The organism is Pseudomonas sp. R3-57 (assembly GCF_051132065.1).
Lineage (GTDB): Bacteria > Pseudomonadota > Gammaproteobacteria > Pseudomonadales > Pseudomonadaceae > Aquipseudomonas.
In genome coordinates this window covers 476,955-494,089 of record NZ_CP071655.1, presented here as the reverse complement: position 1 = coordinate 494,089, position 17,135 = coordinate 476,955, and the positions used below count along the sequence as shown (strand labels likewise).

General features: G+C 59.0%; 13 protein-coding genes, 1 pseudogene and 1 riboswitch. Of the genes and pseudogenes, 9 read left to right on the top strand and 5 right to left on the bottom strand.

Translation table 11 applies throughout. The annotated features are described in order from the left end of the window. Window positions 1-71 precede the first annotated feature (71 nt). Complete coding sequence (locus tag J3P93_RS02260; protein ID WP_042561508.1) at window positions 72-476, bottom strand: acyl-CoA thioesterase; 405 nt, start codon at window positions 474-476, stop codon at window positions 72-74. Between the two features lie 190 nt (window positions 477-666). Beyond that, window positions 667-766, top strand: a riboswitch (S-adenosyl-L-homocysteine riboswitch). Window positions 767-789: 23 nt separating this feature from the next. Here J3P93_RS02260 and ahcY point away from each other — a divergent pair. The 4 genes from ahcY to J3P93_RS02240 all read left to right on the top strand — a co-directional run bounded on the left by ahcY (window position 790) and on the right by J3P93_RS02240 (window position 6,318). Next, on the top strand, window positions 790-2,199 hold the full coding sequence (gene ahcY / locus J3P93_RS02255) for an adenosylhomocysteinase (protein ID WP_203419822.1): 1,410 nt from the start codon (window positions 790-792) through the stop codon (window positions 2,197-2,199). Between the two features lie 187 nt (window positions 2,200-2,386). Next, window positions 2,387-3,232: a methylenetetrahydrofolate reductase [NAD(P)H] gene (gene metF / locus J3P93_RS02250; protein ID WP_203419823.1), complete on the top strand. Its 846-nt coding sequence runs from the start codon at window positions 2,387-2,389 to the stop codon at window positions 3,230-3,232. Between the two features lie 170 nt (window positions 3,233-3,402). After that, window positions 3,403-4,215, top strand: a complete 813-nt coding sequence (locus J3P93_RS02245) for a substrate-binding periplasmic protein (RefSeq protein WP_434594770.1) — start codon at window positions 3,403-3,405, stop codon at window positions 4,213-4,215. Between the two features lie 222 nt (window positions 4,216-4,437). Continuing rightward, a complete protein-coding gene (locus J3P93_RS02240; protein WP_434594767.1) occupies window positions 4,438-6,318 on the top strand; it encodes a DEAD/DEAH box helicase in 1,881 nt (626 codons plus the stop codon). Between the two features lie 91 nt (window positions 6,319-6,409). Here J3P93_RS02240 and J3P93_RS02235 read toward each other — a convergent pair whose 3' ends face one another. The 3 genes from J3P93_RS02235 to J3P93_RS02225 all read right to left on the bottom strand — a co-directional run bounded on the left by J3P93_RS02235 (window position 6,410) and on the right by J3P93_RS02225 (window position 9,736). After that, the gene (locus tag J3P93_RS02235) at window positions 6,410-7,360 is read right to left on the bottom strand and encodes an IS481 family transposase (RefSeq protein WP_093096621.1); all 951 of its coding nucleotides are present in this window, start codon (window positions 7,358-7,360) and stop codon (window positions 6,410-6,412) included. A 104-nt stretch (window positions 7,361-7,464) separates the two neighbouring features. Further along, complete coding sequence (locus J3P93_RS02230; protein ID WP_434594764.1) at window positions 7,465-8,184, bottom strand: 16S rRNA (uracil(1498)-N(3))-methyltransferase; 720 nt, start codon at window positions 8,182-8,184, stop codon at window positions 7,465-7,467. Between the two features lie 145 nt (window positions 8,185-8,329). Then, entirely contained in the window at window positions 8,330-9,736 is a 1,407-nt protein-coding gene (locus J3P93_RS02225; protein WP_434594761.1) for an adenosylmethionine--8-amino-7-oxononanoate transaminase, read from the bottom strand. Window positions 9,737-9,959: 223 nt separating this feature from the next. Here J3P93_RS02225 and J3P93_RS02220 point away from each other — a divergent pair, with 223 nt between their 5' ends. The 4 genes and pseudogenes from J3P93_RS02220 to J3P93_RS02205 form a co-directional block, all read left to right on the top strand. Continuing rightward, window positions 9,960-11,723, top strand: a complete 1,764-nt coding sequence (locus J3P93_RS02220) for a flavin monoamine oxidase family protein (protein ID WP_434594758.1) — start codon at window positions 9,960-9,962, stop codon at window positions 11,721-11,723. A gap of 1,240 nt (window positions 11,724-12,963) precedes the next feature. Continuing rightward, the gene (locus J3P93_RS02215; RefSeq protein WP_090287091.1) at window positions 12,964-13,515 is read left to right on the top strand and encodes a cytochrome b; all 552 of its coding nucleotides are present in this window, start codon (window positions 12,964-12,966) and stop codon (window positions 13,513-13,515) included. A gap of 31 nt (window positions 13,516-13,546) precedes the next feature. Continuing rightward, a complete protein-coding gene (locus J3P93_RS02210) occupies window positions 13,547-14,125 on the top strand; it encodes a YceI family protein (protein WP_042606592.1) in 579 nt (192 codons plus the stop codon). Window positions 14,126-14,397: 272 nt separating this feature from the next. Then, a pseudogene (locus J3P93_RS02205) lies at window positions 14,398-15,333 on the top strand (IS481 family transposase); the annotation flags it as partial. 89 nt (window positions 15,334-15,422) lie between these two features. Here the strand turns inward: J3P93_RS02205 and trhA are convergent. Then, entirely contained in the window at window positions 15,423-16,040 is a 618-nt protein-coding gene (gene trhA, locus J3P93_RS02200) for a PAQR family membrane homeostasis protein TrhA (RefSeq protein WP_007964065.1), read from the bottom strand. 140 nt (window positions 16,041-16,180) lie between these two features. Here trhA and J3P93_RS02195 point away from each other — a divergent pair, with 140 nt between their 5' ends. Then, window positions 16,181-17,101 (top strand): LysR family transcriptional regulator, encoded by a 921-nt coding sequence (locus tag J3P93_RS02195; RefSeq protein WP_434594754.1) that lies wholly within the window; start codon window positions 16,181-16,183, stop codon window positions 17,099-17,101. The last annotated feature ends 34 nt before the right edge of the window (window positions 17,102-17,135 follow it).

The window sequence follows — 17,135 nt, the reverse complement described above, 5'->3', positions numbered from 1 at the left end:
AGGCTGGCTCCCACAGGCACATTGTCGCCTCTGTGGGAGCCAGCCTGCTGGCAATGAAAGCGCCGCCAATCTTACTGAACGGCCTCGTCATCCTTGAACTGATCTTTCACATACCGGATCTCGGTCCGCCCGTGCGGCGCCGGCAAACCGTCTTCACCCAGATTCACAAAGACCATTTTCTCAACGGTCAGAATGCTCTTGCGGGTGATCTTGTTGCGCACTTCGCAAGTCAGGGTGATCGAGGTGCGGCCGAACTCCGTGGCGGTGATGCCCAGTTCGATGATGTCGCCCTGGCGCGAGGCGCTGACGAAGTTGATTTCGGAAATGTACTTGGTCACCACGCGCTGGTTGCCCAGCTGGACAATCGCGTAGATCGCCGCTTCTTCGTCGATCCAGCGCAGCAGACTGCCGCCGAACAGGGTGCCGTTGGGGTTGAGATCTTCGGGTTTTACCCATTTGCGGGTGTGGAAATTCATGGGGGGCTCCAAGGTTGAGGCGTTTGGGCGTTAGGGGTATTGGCCCCCAGCTTCAAGTTTTAAGCTACAAGCTGCAAGTAAAAGCGGATTGGCTTTTACTTGCCGCTTGTAGCTTGCCGCTTGCCACTAGCCGGGCGAAGAAAGCTATAATCGCCACCGATTCAGAACGGCTATGCCGTTTTCCCGCCACCTGTCCGAGGGGCGCTGCAGCAGGTTCGACCTGTCAGGCTCGGATGGGGCGTTGACCGGCCGCAGGCTGGACACTAAACGCACAACGGCGCCCATTCGCATACATTACGAATGGAGGCTCTTCATGAGCGCTGTTATCACGCCTGCAGATTTTACCGATTACAAAGTCGCCGACATGTCCCTGGCCGCCTGGGGCCGTCGCGAAACCATCATCGCCGAATCGGAAATGCCGGCCCTGATGGGTCTGCGTCGCAAGTACGCCAGCGAGCAGCCGCTCAAAGGCGCGAAGATTCTTGGCTGCATTCACATGACCATCCAGACCGCCGTGCTGATCGAAACCCTGGTTGCCCTGGGTGCCGAAGTTCGCTGGTCGTCGTGCAACATTTTCTCCACCCAGGACCAGGCCGCTGCCGCTATCGCCGCTGCCGGTATCCCGGTGTTCGCCTGGAAAGGCGAAACCGAAGAAGAGTACGAGTGGTGCCTGGAGCAGACCATCCTCAAGGATGGCCAGCCATGGGACGCCAACATGATCCTCGACGACGGCGGCGACCTGACCGAGCTGCTGCACAAGAAATACCCGCAGGTGCTGGACCGCGTTCACGGCGTGACCGAAGAAACCACCACCGGCGTACACCGTCTGCTGGACATGCTGGCCAAGGGCGAGCTGAAAATCCCGGCCATCAACGTCAACGACTCGGTGACCAAGTCCAAGAACGACAACAAGTACGGCTGCCGTCACAGCCTGAACGATGCGATCAAGCGTGGTACCGACCACCTGCTGTCCGGCAAGCAAGCGCTGGTCATCGGTTACGGTGACGTGGGCAAGGGTTCGGCCCAGTCCCTGCGTCAGGAAGGCATGATCGTCAAGGTTTCCGAAGTCGACCCGATCTGCGCCATGCAAGCCTGCATGGACGGTTTCGAACTGGTATCGCCGTTCATCGACGGTATCAACGACGGTTCCGAAGCGAGCATCGACAAAGCACTGCTGGGCAAGATCGACCTGATCGTGACCACCACCGGTAACGTCAATGTTTGCGACGCGAACATGCTCAAGGCCCTGAAGAAGCGCGCCGTGGTCTGCAACATCGGTCACTTCGACAACGAAATCGACACCGCTTTCATGCGCAAGAACTGGGCATGGGAAGAAGTGAAGCCACAGGTGCACAAGGTTCACCGCACCGGTGCCGGCAGCTTCGACCCACAGAACGACGACTACCTGATCCTGCTGGCCGAAGGCCGTCTGGTGAACCTGGGCAACGCCACCGGTCACCCGAGCCGCATCATGGACGGTTCGTTCGCCAACCAGGTTCTGGCACAGATCTTCCTGTTCGGCCAGAAGTACGCCGACCTGTCGCCAGCACAGAAAGCCGAGCGTCTGACCGTGGAAGTACTGCCGAAGAAACTCGACGAAGAAGTGGCCCTGGAAATGGTCCGCGGCTTCGGCGGCGTGGTCACCCAGCTGACCAAGCAACAGGCTGACTACATCGGCGTCACCGTCGAAGGCCCGTTCAAGCCGCACGCCTACCGGTATTAAGAGCAGCTGTGAGTTTCAAGCTACAAGCTGCAAGTAAGGTCAAAAGCCAAGTTTGTCGTACGTAGTTTGATGCTCTGCCACTATTTCGAAACAGCGTCAGGCCGCAAGCCATGAGCACAAGAGAATCAGCGCATCCCCGCTTCTCTTGCAGCTCAAAGCTTGCAGCTTGCAGCTGGAGGTCCCCTCCATGTCCCAAGACCGTCGCTACAGCTTCGAGTTCTTCCCGACCAAGACCGATGCTGGGCATGAAAAACTGCTCGCCACTGCCCGTCAGCTGGCCACTTACAACCCCGACTTCTTTTCCTGCACCTATGGCGCGGGCGGTTCGACCCGTGACCGCACGCTCAACACCGTGCTGCAGCTCGAAAGTGAAGTCAAAGTACCGGCCGCACCGCACCTGTCGTGCGTCGGCGACAGCAAGGACGACCTGCGCGGCCTGCTGAACGAATACAAGGCTGCCGGCATCAAGCGCATCGTCGCCTTGCGCGGTGACCTGCCGTCCGGCATGGGCATGACCAGCGGTGAGCTGCGTCACGCCAATGAACTGGTCGAATTCATTCGTGAAGAGACCGGCGACCATTTCCACATCGAAGTCGCCGCCTACCCGGAGATGCATCCGCAGGCGCGCAACTACGAAGACGATCTCGCCAACTTCGTGCGCAAGGCCCGTGCCGGTGCCGACAGCGCGATCACCCAGTACTTCTTCAACGCCGACAGCTACTTCTACTTCGTCGAGCGTTTGCAGGCACAGGGTGTCGATCTGCCGATCGTGCCGGGGATCATGCCAATCACCAACTACAGCAAACTCGCGCGCTTCTCCGATGCCTGCGGCGCGGAAATTCCGCGCTGGATCCGCAAGCAACTGGAAGCCTACGGCGATGACGCGCAAAGCATTCAGCGCTTTGGTGAGCAAGTCGTCAGCGAGATGTGCGAGCGTCTGTTGCAGGGCGGCGCGCCGGGGCTGCACTTCTATTCCATGAACCAGGCCGAGCCTAGCCTGGCGATCTGGAACAACCTGAAGTTACCGCGCTGAAGCAGCTGCAAGCTTCGAGCTGAAAGCTACAAGCAAGATCAAGAGATCGCAGTGTTTGGCAACGCCTTTATTGGGTTGTCAGGGCTGCGATTTTTTTGTTTGAAGCCGCGAAACAGAGCTTTTGCGGCCGCTTTCTGGCTCTTTCGCAATTCTCGTCGTAATCTCCAGCCATGCCTTTGATCACACAGTTGTTCGCCGTGCTGGTATTTGCTTGCCTGAGCTTCGCCGCTCGGGGCGAGAAGTTGCGTATTGTCACCGAGCCGTGGGCGCCGTACGTGTACGAAGACGGCGGCAAGAACCTCGGCCTCGACTACGAAACCACAGCCATCGTGTTCCAGCGTCTGGGTATCGAAGTCGAATGGCAGTTCCTGCCGTGGAAACGCTGCCTGTCGATGCTTGAAACCGGGCAGGCCGACGGCGCCCTGGACATTTTTCACAGCGCCGAGCGCGACAGCACCCTGCTCTATCCGAGCGAGCCATTGTCGGACGTCGAGTTCGTGATGTTCTACGCCAATGACCGACCGCACCCGTTCAAGCGTCTCGAAGAACTCAAGGGCCTGACCATCGGCACCTCGCCCGGCTATTTATATAGCGAAGATTTCAGCCAGTCGCAGCTGTTTATCCGCGAACCGGCACCGACCCATGAAGCCAACTTTGGGAAACTGGTACGCGGGCGCATCGACCTGCTGATTACCGATCGCCGCGTCGGTCAGCATTTGCTCGATGAATTGAATATACGCAGCCTGATCACCGAAAACCCCACGATTATTAGCCGCCAGAGCCAGTTCCTGGCGGTTCGGCGCAATGCCGGCATGGATCTGCTGGTGCAGCGATTCGGTGCCGAGCTCAAGCGTTTCAAGCGCGAGCCGGCTTACGCCGAGCTGAGCGCGCGCTACGGTGCGGCGCCCGTGGCGGGCGTTTTGTTGAACCCGGCGACGGCCAGCGGCAAAACCGTTGAGCAGCAGGAAAGCGGCGCGCGGTGATTGCTCTGTTATACTCCGGCGTTCCCGCCAGGCTCACGCCCGGACGCCCGGAACCGTAACAGGCCTCCCGACCCGCTACAGCGCAGCTTTGCAGCCCGCGCGAGCGCTCCCGACGTGCCTTCGGAGCCGCAGCAGGACCGGACGGGATTGCGTCCTCTTAAACGCCATTCGCGCCAGGCAAGACTCCCATTGGGCCAAGCCCTAACTAAAACAGGATTACTCATGTCCTTTGCTTCCCTCGGTCTCTCCGAGGCTTTAGTCCGTGCCATTGAAGATGCGGGCTATACCGAGCCTACTCCGGTGCAACAGCGGGCCATTCCCGCCGTGTTGCAAGGTCGCGACCTGATGGTTGCGGCACAGACAGGTACCGGTAAAACCGGCGGTTTCGCCCTTCCGATCCTGGAGCGGTTGTTTCCCAACGGTCACCCGGACAAGTCCCAGCGTCACGGCCCGCGCCAACCGCGCGTCCTGGTCCTGACCCCGACCCGCGAACTCGCGGCCCAGGTTCACGAGAGCTTCAAGATCTACGCCCGTGACCTGAAATTCGTCAGCGCCTGCATCTTCGGCGGCGTCGGCATGAACCCTCAGGTTCAGGCCATGTCCCGCGGTGTCGACGTGCTCGTCGCCTGCCCGGGTCGTCTGCTCGACCTCTGCGGCCAGGGCAGCGTTGATCTGTCTCACGTTGAAATCCTCGTCCTCGACGAAGCCGACCGCATGCTCGACATGGGTTTTGTGCACGACGTAAAGAAAGTCCTCGCGCGTCTGCCAGCCAAACGTCAGAACCTGCTGTTCTCGGCGACCTTCTCCAAAGACATCACCGACCTCGCCGGCAAGCTGCTGCACAACCCGGAACGCATCGAAGTGACGCCGCCGAACACCACGGTCGAGCGCATCGAGCAACGCGTGTTCCGCCTGCCGGCCAGCCACAAGCGTGCGCTGCTGGCGCACCTGATCACCGCCGGCGCGTGGGAACAGGTGCTGGTATTCACCCGCACCAAGCACGGCGCCAACCGTCTGGCCGAGTACCTCGACAAGCACGGCCTGCCGGCTGTGGCGATCCACGGCAACAAGAGCCAGAACGCGCGCACCAAAGCGCTGGCTGATTTCAAGGCCAACCAGGTGCGCATTCTGGTTGCCACTGACATCGCCGCCCGTGGTCTGGACATCGACCAGTTGCCGCACGTGGTCAACTTCGAGCTGCCGAACGTCGATGAAGACTACGTGCACCGTATCGGCCGTACGGGCCGTGCCGGTCGTTCGGGCGAGGCGATCTCGCTGGTCGCGCCGGACGAAGAAAAACTGCTGAAAAGCATCGAGCGCATGACCAAGCAGAAGATCGCCGATGGCGACCTGATGGGCTTCGACTCGAGCACCATTGAAGCCGAGAAGCCGGAAGCCCGCGAGCGTCCGGACATACGCAACCCACGCAATCCTCGCGGCCCACGCGGCGACGGCCCGAATGGCGGCGGCGGTGGCGGCGGTCGTAAAGACAAGGGCAAGGACAAGGGCAAGGAAAAACCCGCCGGCGAACGTGGCGAGCGCCCTGCCCGCCAGCAGAAGCCACGCGAAGGTACGCCGAGCCGCGAACAGCGTCCGAGCCAGCCACCGCGTGCAGCGGCGGATCGTGCGCCGGACGAGTTCCTCGACGACGATATCGATAACTTCGGTAACCGCGTTGACTACGTGCCAAAAGCCCCACCGGCCGGCGGCCGTGGTCGTCGCCCAGGCGCACCGGCTCAAGGCGCAGGCGCAGGTGCCGGCGCACCGCGCGGCGGTCAGTCGCAAGGTCGCCAGAACGGCCCGCGCAACAGCAACGGTTCGAGCACCGGCACCCCACCAGCCAAACGCAGCGGCCCGCGCAACGGCGCACCGCGTGACGGTCAGGGTCGTCGTGACGAGTCTTCTTCATCGTCGCGCAACCGCCGTCCAGCCCGTGAGGATCAGCCACGTAGCGAGCCAGCCGTGCAGAACCCGCGCAGCACCGGGCCGAAGATCATGCACAAGGAATCGAAAGCCGACCGCTTTCCGACCCCTGAGCAGCTCGATCAACTGCCAAGCCGCCCGCGTGGCGAAAAACCAGCACTGCTGACCCGCAATCGCTGAGTTGACGCCGCAATGAAAAATGCCCCGGTTCGAAAGAGCCGGGGCATTTTTTGTCCTGCCGCAAATCCCACCGCAAAAACCCCTGTGGGAGCTAGCTGTGTAAACCCACCACGTTGTTCACGGATGCTATTCGGCTAATCGGTGGTAAATAACTCAAACTGGCATGCGGGCGATGCCAGTTGTACCTGTGCAACCAAGGCATCAGATACGTCGCGCGTTGATCTGAGCTTTCATAACTTCTGGCGTAGGCCCATTCGCGCAGAGCGGTCTGTATAAATCGCTCTGCCTTGCCATTCGTGCGCGGGGTGTAAGGCTTGGTAAAGATGTGCTTAAGCCGCAGCCGCCGGCACAGGCGCTTGAAGCTCCTGGATTTGTAGCAAGGGCCGTTATCGGTCATTACCCGCTCGAATTTCACGCCGAGCGTTTTGTAGTAACGCAGGGCCCGGATCAGCGCGAGGCAGGCGCTACGAGCGGTTTGGTCTGGGTATAAACCACAGTGCGCCACTCGACTATGGTCGTCGATGGCAACATGTCCAAACTCCCAACCCACATGGTAAGAACGGCCTTTCAGACGGTCTTTTGTCACTCGATGACCAGGTTTGTTAAAGCGCCCCAGCCTCTTGATATCCAAGTGCAGCAAGCCTCCCGGCTGAGAGTATTCGTAGCGAATAACCGCAACTGGCGGTTCCAGATAAGCCAGGCGATTGAGTCCGTTGCGGCTCAATATCCTGCCTACCGTGCTATGCCCCACCTTCAAAGACTTACTGATTTCGCCATAGGTTTTTCGCTCACGGCGAAGCTTGATGATTTTCTCCAGACACTCTGGGGCAGTAGCGTGCGGACAGGAAGCCGGGCGGGATGAGCGATCCTGGAGACCTTTTTCGCCTTCGGTTCGATAGCGGTTTATCCACTTGTAGGCAGTGCGAACGCTGACCCCCTGGGCCTTGGCCACCTCTTCAACTCTCAAACCCTCTGTGAGGACTCTTTGAACAAGAAGGGCTCGACCAGAAACAGTTAATCGGGCATTTTTATGAGTGTTCACTCGGGGCCTCCGGGGGCTTGGTTTGGTTCGCACCTCCAATTTCCCGGAAAAGCCCCGAGTGAACAACCTACAGAGAGATCACAGCTAGCCTGCTAGCGATGAGGTTAGAAATCTCCCCAAAGCTGCTGGGCCACCGCCAACGCCACTACCGGCGCGGTTTCGGTACGCAGCACCCGCGGGCCGAGGCGGGCGGCGTGGAAGCCGTTGCCTTTGGCCTGCTCGACTTCGGCGTCGGACAAACCACCTTCGGGGCCGATCAAAAACGCCAGCGTCGCCGGTCGGGCATGACTGACCAGCGGCTCGGCCACCGGATGCAGCACCAGTTTCAGCTCGGCTTCGGTCTGCTTGATCCAGTCCGCCAGCAATACCGGCGGGTGAATCACCGGCACTCGTGAGCGCCCGCATTGTTCGCAGGCGCTGATCGCCACCTGGCGCCAGTGCAGCAGGCGTTTGTCGGCACGTTCGTCCTTGAGACGGACTTCGCAGCGGTCGCTGAAGATCGGGGTGATTTCGTTCACGCCCAGTTCGGTGGCTTTCTGAATCGCCCAATCCATGCGCTCGCCCCGGGACAAGCCCTGGCCGAGGTGGATGTGCAGCGGCGACTCGACCTGACCCGGCAGTTGCTCGTCGATCTGCACGACGACGCGCTTCTTGCCGACCTCAACCAGCGATCCGCGAAACTCATGGCCGGAACCGTCGAACAACTGCACCGCATCGCCTTCGGCCATGCGCAGCACGCGGCTGATGTAATGCGCCTGGGCCTCCGGCAGTTCGTGTTCGCCGGTGCTCAGCGGGGCGTCGATAAAGAAGCGGGACAGTCTCATGCGGGGTCTCTGTAAAATTTGTAAAAGTCTGGCGGCCCCCATCGCTGGCAAGCCAGCTCCCACAGGTTCTGCGCAAAACCCTGTGGGAGCTGGCTTGCCAGCGATGACGGTAGTCCGGTCACCGCTGAAGCTTAAGTGAAGTAGATCAGCCCGGATCGCGGAAGCCGGGATGAAAGTCCTTCGGCACCGCCACGCTGACATTGTCACGCGTGGCGATATCAATGCCTTCACTCGCCACTTCGGCGAGAAAATCGATCTGCTCCGGGGTAATCACATACGGCGGCAGGAAATACACCACGCTGCCCAGCGGCCGCAGCAACGCGCCACGCTCCAGCGCATGCTGGAACACTTTCAAGCCGCGGCGTTCCTGCCAAGGGTAGGCCTCTTTGCTGGCTTTATCCTTGACCATCTCGATCGCCAGGACCATGCCGGTCTGGCGTACTTCGGAGACGTTCGGGTGATCGACCAGATGCGCCGTCGCCGAGGCCATGCGCTGGGCCAGTGCCTGATTGTTCTCGATCACGTTGTCCTGTTCGAAAATATCCAGCGTCGCCAGCGCCGCCGCACAAGCGAGCGGGTTTCCGGTGTAGCTGTGCGAATGCAGGAACGCGCGCAGAGTCGGGTAGTCGTCGTAGAACGCGCTATAGACTTCGTCGGTGGTCAGGCAGGCGGCCAGCGGCAGGTAGCCGCCGGTCAGGGCTTTGGACAGGCAGAGGAAGTCCGGACGAATGCCAGCCTGCTCGCAGGCAAACATCGTCCCGGTGCGGCCGAAGCCGACGGCGATTTCGTCGTGAATCAGGTGTACGCCGTAACGGTCGCAGGCCTCGCGCAGCAATTTCAGGTAAACCGGGTGATACATGCGCATGCCGCCGGCGCCCTGAATCAAAGGCTCGACGATCACCGCCGCAACGCTGTCATGATTCTCCGCCAGCGTCTGTTCCATCGCCGCGAACATGTTGCGCGAATGCGCTTCCCAGCTCATGCCGTCGGGGCGCAGGTAGCAATCCGGACTCGGCACCTTGATGGTGTCCATCAACAGGGCTTTGTAGGTCTCGGTGAACAGCGGCACGTCACCGACCGCCATCGCCGCCATGGTTTCGCCGTGGTAGCTGTTGGTCAGGGTGACGAAGCGCTTCTTGTTCGGCTGACCGCGGTTGAGCCAGTAGTGAAAACTCATCTTCAGCGCGACTTCGATGCACGACGAGCCGTTATCGGCGTAGAACACCCGATTCAGACCTTCGGGGGTCATCTTCACCAGACGCTCGGACAACTCGATCACCGGCTGATGGCTGAAGCCGGCGAGAATCACATGCTCGAGCTGATCGACCTGATCCTTGATGCGCTGGTTGATCCGCGGGTTGGCGTGGCCGAACACGTTGACCCACCACGAGCTGACCGCGTCGAGATAGCGCTTGCCTTCGAAGTCTTCGAGCCAGACGCCTTCGCCGCGCTTGATCGGGATCAGCGGCAGTTGTTCGTGGTCTTTCATCTGGGTGCAGGGATGCCACAACACTGCGAGATCGCGTTGCATCCACTGGTTATTCAGGCCCATTTACAGTCTCCTCGAGGCGGCTCGCGGCAGGCGCGGGCAAACAATCGCGCAAGCCTATGCAATGCATCGCGCGGGGACAACCCATTGTGTCGATTGGGGTACTTTGTATGAGCCGATAGACGCCGCTGGCGGCGTTTTGATGGCTAACGTATTCTTCGCGGTTCTTTGGGTCGTCTGACCCGTCAAACTGCTTTTTCCCATATGTTTTTCCGGAGTTCGCTGAATGTCTGTCGGTTGGCTGCGCGCCTGTGCGCTGGTGATGTTGGGGCTGTTCAGCGTTACAGCGCTGGCCAAGGATAAAACTGCAATCGTGATCGGCGGTGGCCTGTCGGGCCTGACCGCCGCTTATGAGCTGCAAAACAAGGGCTGGCAGGTCACCCTGCTCGAAGCCAAACCGAGCCTGGGCGGACGCTCGGGCATGGCCACCAGCGAGTGGATCGGCAACGACAAGACCCAGCCCGTGCTGAACAAGTACGTGTCGACCTTCAAGCTCGGCACCACGCCGGCGCCGGAATTCGTGCGTACGCCGAGCTATCTGATCGACGGCGACTATTTCTCCGCCGCGGATCTAGCGACCAGGCAACCGGCCACCGCCGATGCCTTGAAGCGCTATCAGAAAACCCTCGATGATCTGGCGCGCTCGATCGACGATCCGCAAAACCCGGCGGCGACCGCCACCCTGCACGCGCTGGATCAGATCACCGTGTCGAGCTGGCTCGACAAGCAGAACCTGCCGGCGACGGCGCGTCAGTTGATCAATCAGGACATCCGCACCCATTACGACGAACCGTCGCGGCTGTCGCTGCTGTACTTCGCCCAGCAGAACCGCGTCTATCGCGGCGTTTCCGACCGTGACCTGCGCGCATCGCGCCTGGTCGGTGGCAGCCAGGTGCTGGCCCAGGCGTTCGTCAAACAGATCAAGACCATCAAGACCAACTCGCCGGTCTCGGCCATCACCCAAGACAAGGACGGCGTCACCGTCAAGGTCGGCAGTGTCGGTTACCAGGCTGACTATGTTGTGCTGGCCGTGCCATTGCGCGCACTGAACAAGATTGCCCTGACCCCGGCGCTGGATGCCCAGCATCTGGCGGCGATCAAAGGCACCAACTACGGCTGGCGCGACCAGATCATGCTGAAGTTCAAGACGCCAGTGTGGGAAAGCAAGGCGCGCATGTCTGGCGAGATCTACAGCAACACCGGTCTGGGCATGCTCTGGATCGAGCCGGCGCTGAAGGGTGGCGCCAACGTGGTGATCAACCTGTCCGGCGACAACGCCCGCGTGATGCAGGCGTTCGGCGACAAGCAGATGGTCGATCAGGTGTTGATCCGTCTGCACGCGTTTTATCCACAGGCCCGTGGCTCGTTCACCGGGTATGAAATCCGCCGCTACAGCACCGACCCGTCGATGGGCGGCGCCTACCTGGCTTACGGTCCGGGGCAAATCAGCAAGTTCTGGCGGCTGTGGGAACGTCCGCTGCAACGCGTAGCGTTCGCTGGCGAACACACCGACACCTTGTACCCGGGCACCCTGGAAGGCGCACTGCGCACCGGCCAGCGCGCGGCCAGCCAGGTTGAAGATCTCGCGGCGGGCAAATCGTTCGAACCGGCTGAAGTGGTTCCGGCTGCCGCAGCGGCAGGCGCGGCGGGTGCTGTGGCGGCGAAGAAGGGCAACTTCTTCAGCAACCTGTTCGGTGGTTCGGATGACGAGAAGAAGCCAGAACCGGTGAAGGCTCCAGAACCGGCACCTGCTCCGGTCGCCCCAGCGCCTGCACCGACTCCTGCGCCCGCTCCGGTGGAAGCGCCGAAGCCAGCGGCCCCGGTAAAAGCCGAGCCGGCGAAGAAAGCCGCGGCCAAGCCAGCGGCGAAGAAGCCCGCGGCGAAAACCGAAACGAAAAAGCCCGCAGCGAAACCGGCAGCGAAAAAGGCTGAACCGGCGAAGAAGCCAGCGGCCAAGCCTGCTGCGACGACCGAGACCAAGGTGCAGTAAGCCTTTGCCTCAATAAAAACGCGGCCATACGGGCCGCGTTTTTTTTCGCGTTCATCCGCCACCAGATGCTTGGTTATTAAGCTTTTTTTGAGCAGTGTCTGCGATCTTTCAAAGGAATCGGAAACATCCCACGAATTATTCGGAAGGGATTGATTGATTGCAGGTTGCCGCACGCCATAGGCTCCATAAAAAACTTGGAGCATCTATGAAAGTAACAATATTGCTGATTCTGTCAGTTGCACTTGCCGGGTGCGTATTTGGTGAGTGCAGAGACCCATTAAAAATTCCTATGATTCCCAGGAATAATTTCGAGTTAGCACATAAATGCAAAATTGATCCATTTAAGCCGGAGTGCTCGGTAAGTTAGCCGTATGCTCTTTGACTATTGGTTGAAGCGCTCAGGGGCTGAATTTCAGGGCAGATCCCATATGAATATTGGAACGCCTTGAAACAAGACCTTGAGCGGCTTTGGCTTAGGAAATCTGCCGGGGACAAACCCCAGCGGGCCCAACTTAGTTTCCTCGTCCGTCCGTCATAGATGACTAGATTCCCATCATCCTGAAGGATGAGGTGAGCGTTGTACCAAAGCGATTTATCAGTGCTGTGGTTGCCTTCCGCGATCCATAAACGCCTTCGCGAAGGATCGTATAGGAATCCGTTATTACTAATGACGAATTGCAGAGGCTCGCGCATTCTCTTTTGATGGAGTGTTTTACTGTAAGCCTGATTGCTATCTGCAATCCAGATCACTGCTTCTCCATCTTTAATCACTAGATTTCCATCACTCTGTAGTAGCAAACGGAATCGGCCATTTTCGGATTGCAGATACTGCCCCACTGTCATCGTTTGATTAGGAAGTAATACCGGTGATCCACTTGCTTGAAAGGGCGTGTATCGTAGAGCCATATGTTCACCTGTTAAAAGAACAACTGAGTTTTCATTTGAACAGGTGCAAATTCATAATCTGCAATACATATGTAGATCATTAAATTTTTGTCCTTCGTGTCGTGTCTGTGAGCCGACTGGCGAGGCCCATGCCTCCTGTCACGCCGGAGAAAAGCGGGGCAGGATCTGCAAGCGCTTTCTCAACCACATCAGGGCAAAACGCCTTTAATCTTTCCTTAACACGCCACTTCCAGACTCTTGATCGTATTTCTCGATATTTCAAAGCGAAATTTTCCGCTTTAATTCGATAGATAACTCGCTAGTCTTGGTTCGCAGTTCTCACAGGATTTGGGCAATGCAGCTACGTAACTCTTCTTCGCGCTATGGTTGGGTCAGCATTTTCATGCACTGGGGCGTGGCGCTGGTGGTCTTCGGGCTGTTTGCGCTGGGTCTGTGGATGGTCGGGCTGGATTACTACAGCACCTGGCGCAAAGACGCGCCGGACCTGCACAAGAGTATCGGTCTGGTGCTGCTGGGTGTGATGGTGTTGCGGGTGCTGTGGCGCTTTATCAGTCCACCGCCGTCAACGCTGCAAAGCTACAGCCGCATGACCCGCCTCGGCGCAAAATTCGGCCACGGGTTTCTGTATCTGGCGCTGTTCGCTGTGATGATTGCCGGTTACCTGATTTCCACCGCAGACGGTGTCGGGATCCCGGTGTTTGGCCTGTTTGAAGTTCCTGCACTGCTCTCCGGACTACCGGATCAGGCAGATACCGCTGGGGTGATTCATCTCTGGCTGGCGTGGGCGCTGGTAATTTTTTCCGGCCTCCATGCGTTGGCAGCATTGAAGCACCACTTTATCGATCGTGATGCGACCCTCACACGAATGCTCGGTCGCAAAGCCTGATATTCAACCTCGACTCAAAGGAAAAGAAAGCATGTTGAAAAAGACTCTGGCCGCTCTGGCAATCGGTTCTGCCGTGCTGTCCGCCAACGTAATGGCCGCTGACTACGTAGTCGACAAAGAAGGCCAGCACGCCTTCGTTGATTTCAAGATCAGCCACCTGGGCTACAGCTTCATCACCGGTACTTTCAAGGACATCGACGGCAAGTTCAGCTTCGACGCTGCCAAGCCTGAAGACAGCAAGATCGAATTCAACGTCAACACCGCCAGCGTGTTCACCAACCACGCCGAACGCGACAAGCACATCGCCAGCGCTGACTTCCTCAACGCCAGCAAATTCGGCAAGGCCACCTTCGTTTCCACCAGCGTCAAATCCACCGGTGCCAACACCGCTGACGTGACCGGTGACCTGACCCTGCTGGGCGTGACCAAGCCTGTCGTCGTGAAAGCGACCTTCCTGGGCGAAGGCAAGGATCCATGGGGCGGCTACCGTGCCGGCTTCGAAGGCACCACCACCATCAAGCGTTCCGATTTCGGCAAGCAGAAAGACCTCGGGCCGAAGTCCGATGCAGTCGAGCTGTATGTTTCGTTTGAAGGTGTGAAAGCGAAGTAATTTTCGCCGCCATATAAAGAACGCCCCCGGTTGCAAGGCCGGGGGCGTTTTTTATTGCCTGCCACAAACACTTCACTCCACCGCAGAACCCGTGTGGGGGCTAGCCTGCTAGCGATAGCGGTGGGTCAGCCACCATAACTTTTGAATGTGCTGTCCTCATCGCTAGCAGGCTAGCTGTGATCTCTCTGTAGGTTGTTCACTCGGGGCTTTTCCGGGAAATTGGAGGTGCGAACCAAACCAAGCCCCCGGAGGCCCCGAGTGAACACTCATAAAATGCCCGATTAACTGTTTCTGGTCGAGCCCTTCTTGTTCAAAGAGTCCTCACAGAGGGTTTGAGAGTTGAAGAGGTGGCCAAGGCCCAGGGGGTCAGCGTTCGCACTGCCTACAAGTGGATAAACCGCTATCGAACCGAAGGCGAAAAAGGTCTCCAGGATCGCTCATCCCGCCCGGCTTCCTGTCCGCACGCTACTGCCCCAGAGTGTCTGGAGAAAATCATCAAGCTTCGCCGTGAGCGAAAAACCTATGGCGAAATCAGTAAGTCTTTGAAGGTGGGGCATAGCACGGTAGGCAGGATATTGAGCCGCAACGGACTCAATCGCCTGGCTTATCTGGAACCGCCAGTTGCGGTTATTCGCTACGAATACTCTCAGCCGGGAGGCTTGCTGCACTTGGATATCAAGAGGCTGGGGCGCTTTAACAAACCTGGTCATCGAGTGACAAAAGACCGTCTGAAAGGCCGTTCTTACCATGTGGGTTGGGAGTTTGGACATGTTGCCATCGACGACCATAGTCGAGTGGCGCACTGTGGTTTATACCCAGACCAAACCGCTCGTAGCGCCTGCCTCGCGCTGATCCGGGCCCTGCGTTACTACAAAACGCTCGGCGTGAAATTCGAGCGGGTAATGACCGATAACGGCCCTTGCTACAAATCCAGGAGCTTCAAGCGCCTGTGCCGGCGGCTGCGGCTTAAGCACATCTTTACCAAGCCTTACACCCCGCGCACGAATGGCAAGGCAGAGCGATTTATACAGACCGCTCTGCGCGAATGGGCCTACGCCAGAAGTTATGAAAGCTCAGATCAACGCGCGACGTATCTGATGCCTTGGTTGCACAGGTACAACTGGCATCGCCCGCATGCCAGTTTGAGTTATTTACCACCGATTAGCCGAATAGCATCCGTGAACAACGTGGTGGGTTTACACAGCTAGCTCCCACAGGATCTATGTTAACCGCACCATCTGTGAACAACGCTAAACCCTGTGGGAGCTGGCTTGCCAGCGATTAGCCGCGCCTCGGTCTAGAGGACGTAAAACAAGATTGCAACAAAGTGCAGCAGACTCCCGGCAATCACGAACAGGTGCCAGATCCCATGGGCATGGCGCAGCCGGTGGTCGAGGGCAAAAAAGATAATTCCCACCGTATACAACACCCCGCCCGACGCCAGCCAGGCAAACCCCGCCGTACCCAGCGCAGCGATCAGCGGCTTGACCGCCACCAGCACGATCCAGCCCATCACCGCGTAAATCACGATCGACAGGATCCGCGCCTCCGAGCGCGGTTTGATTTCTTGCAGGATGCCGATCAGCGCCAGCCCCCAGACGATTCCGAACAGCGTCCAGCCCCATGGCCCGCGCAGGGTTACCAGACAAAACGGTGTGTAGCTGCCGGCAATCAATAGATAGATCGAAAAGTGATCGACCTTCTTCATGATCGCTTTCTTGCGCCCGCGCACGCTGTGGTACACGGTCGAGGCGCTGTAGAGCACCAGCAGGGTGAACGCGTAGATCGCCACACTGACGATCTTCCACGGACTGCCGTCGAGACTGGCGATCACCAGCATCCACACGCCGCCGATAAACGCCGCCACCGCTCCGACCAGATGGGTCCAGGCGTTGAGTTTTTCCCCGTGATACATGTGTTTCACACCTCGTCTTCATCACCGCCGCGCGCAAGGCTCGGGCCTTGAGCGTAAAAGCGCAATGTTTCTGTTCAACCGCGCCTGCGCGGCACGCCGGAATTGGGCACAATCGGTCGATACCAAAAAGAGTCCGCGCCATGCTGATCGACGAAGAATTGACCCTGAAAAAACTCGAGGTGTTCCTCGCCTTCATGCGCACCGGCAACCTCGCCCGCGCCGCCGCCGAATTGCAGACCAGCAACGTCAGCGTGCACCGCGCCATTCATTCGCTGGAAAGTGCCCTGCGCTGCCCGCTGTTCAAGCACGAAGGGCGCAACCTGACGCCGCTGGAAAGTGCTTATGTGCTGGAAGAACGCGCGCAGAAGCTGATCAACGACGTGGTCGACAGCGTGCGCCTGACCCGCGAGGCCGCCGGGTTCTCCGCCGAGCGTTTCAAGCTTGGCTCGCTGTATTCGCTGACGGTGAAGACCGTGCCGCAACTGATCATGGGCCTGAAAATCCGCCGCAGCGAACTCAACATCGACCTGATCCTCGGCTCCAACATCGACCTGCTCTACAAGCTGAAAAACATGGAAGTCGACGCGATTCTGGTGTCACTCGACGACAGCATCAACGACCCGGACTGCGAGCAGATTGCGCTGTTTTCCGACGACATCTTTCTCGCCACCCCGGCGGATTCGAAGTTCGCTCAGCGCAGTGAAGTCGATCTGGCCGAGGTCCGCGATGAAACTTTCATCACCCTGACCCAGGGCTTCGCCACGCATCAGGATGGCAACCGGGTGTTCAGGCAGGCGGGGTTCGAGCCGAAAGTGGCGATGCAGGTGAATGACATTTTCACCCTGCTGAGCATGGTCAGCTCGGGGGTCGGTTATGCGTTGTTGCCGGGGCGGATCGCGGCGGTGTACGAGAATCGGGTGAAGCTGATTCCGTTGCAGGAGAAGTATCGGTTGCAGCAGCACATCGGGGTGGTGTTTCTGAAGGCCAAGGAAAGGGACCCGAATTTGCTGGCGTTGCTGGCGGAGTGTCGGATGTATGCCAATCGCCAGGCCAGCGCATGATCGACAGAAGATTGATCGTTCCCACGCTCTGCGT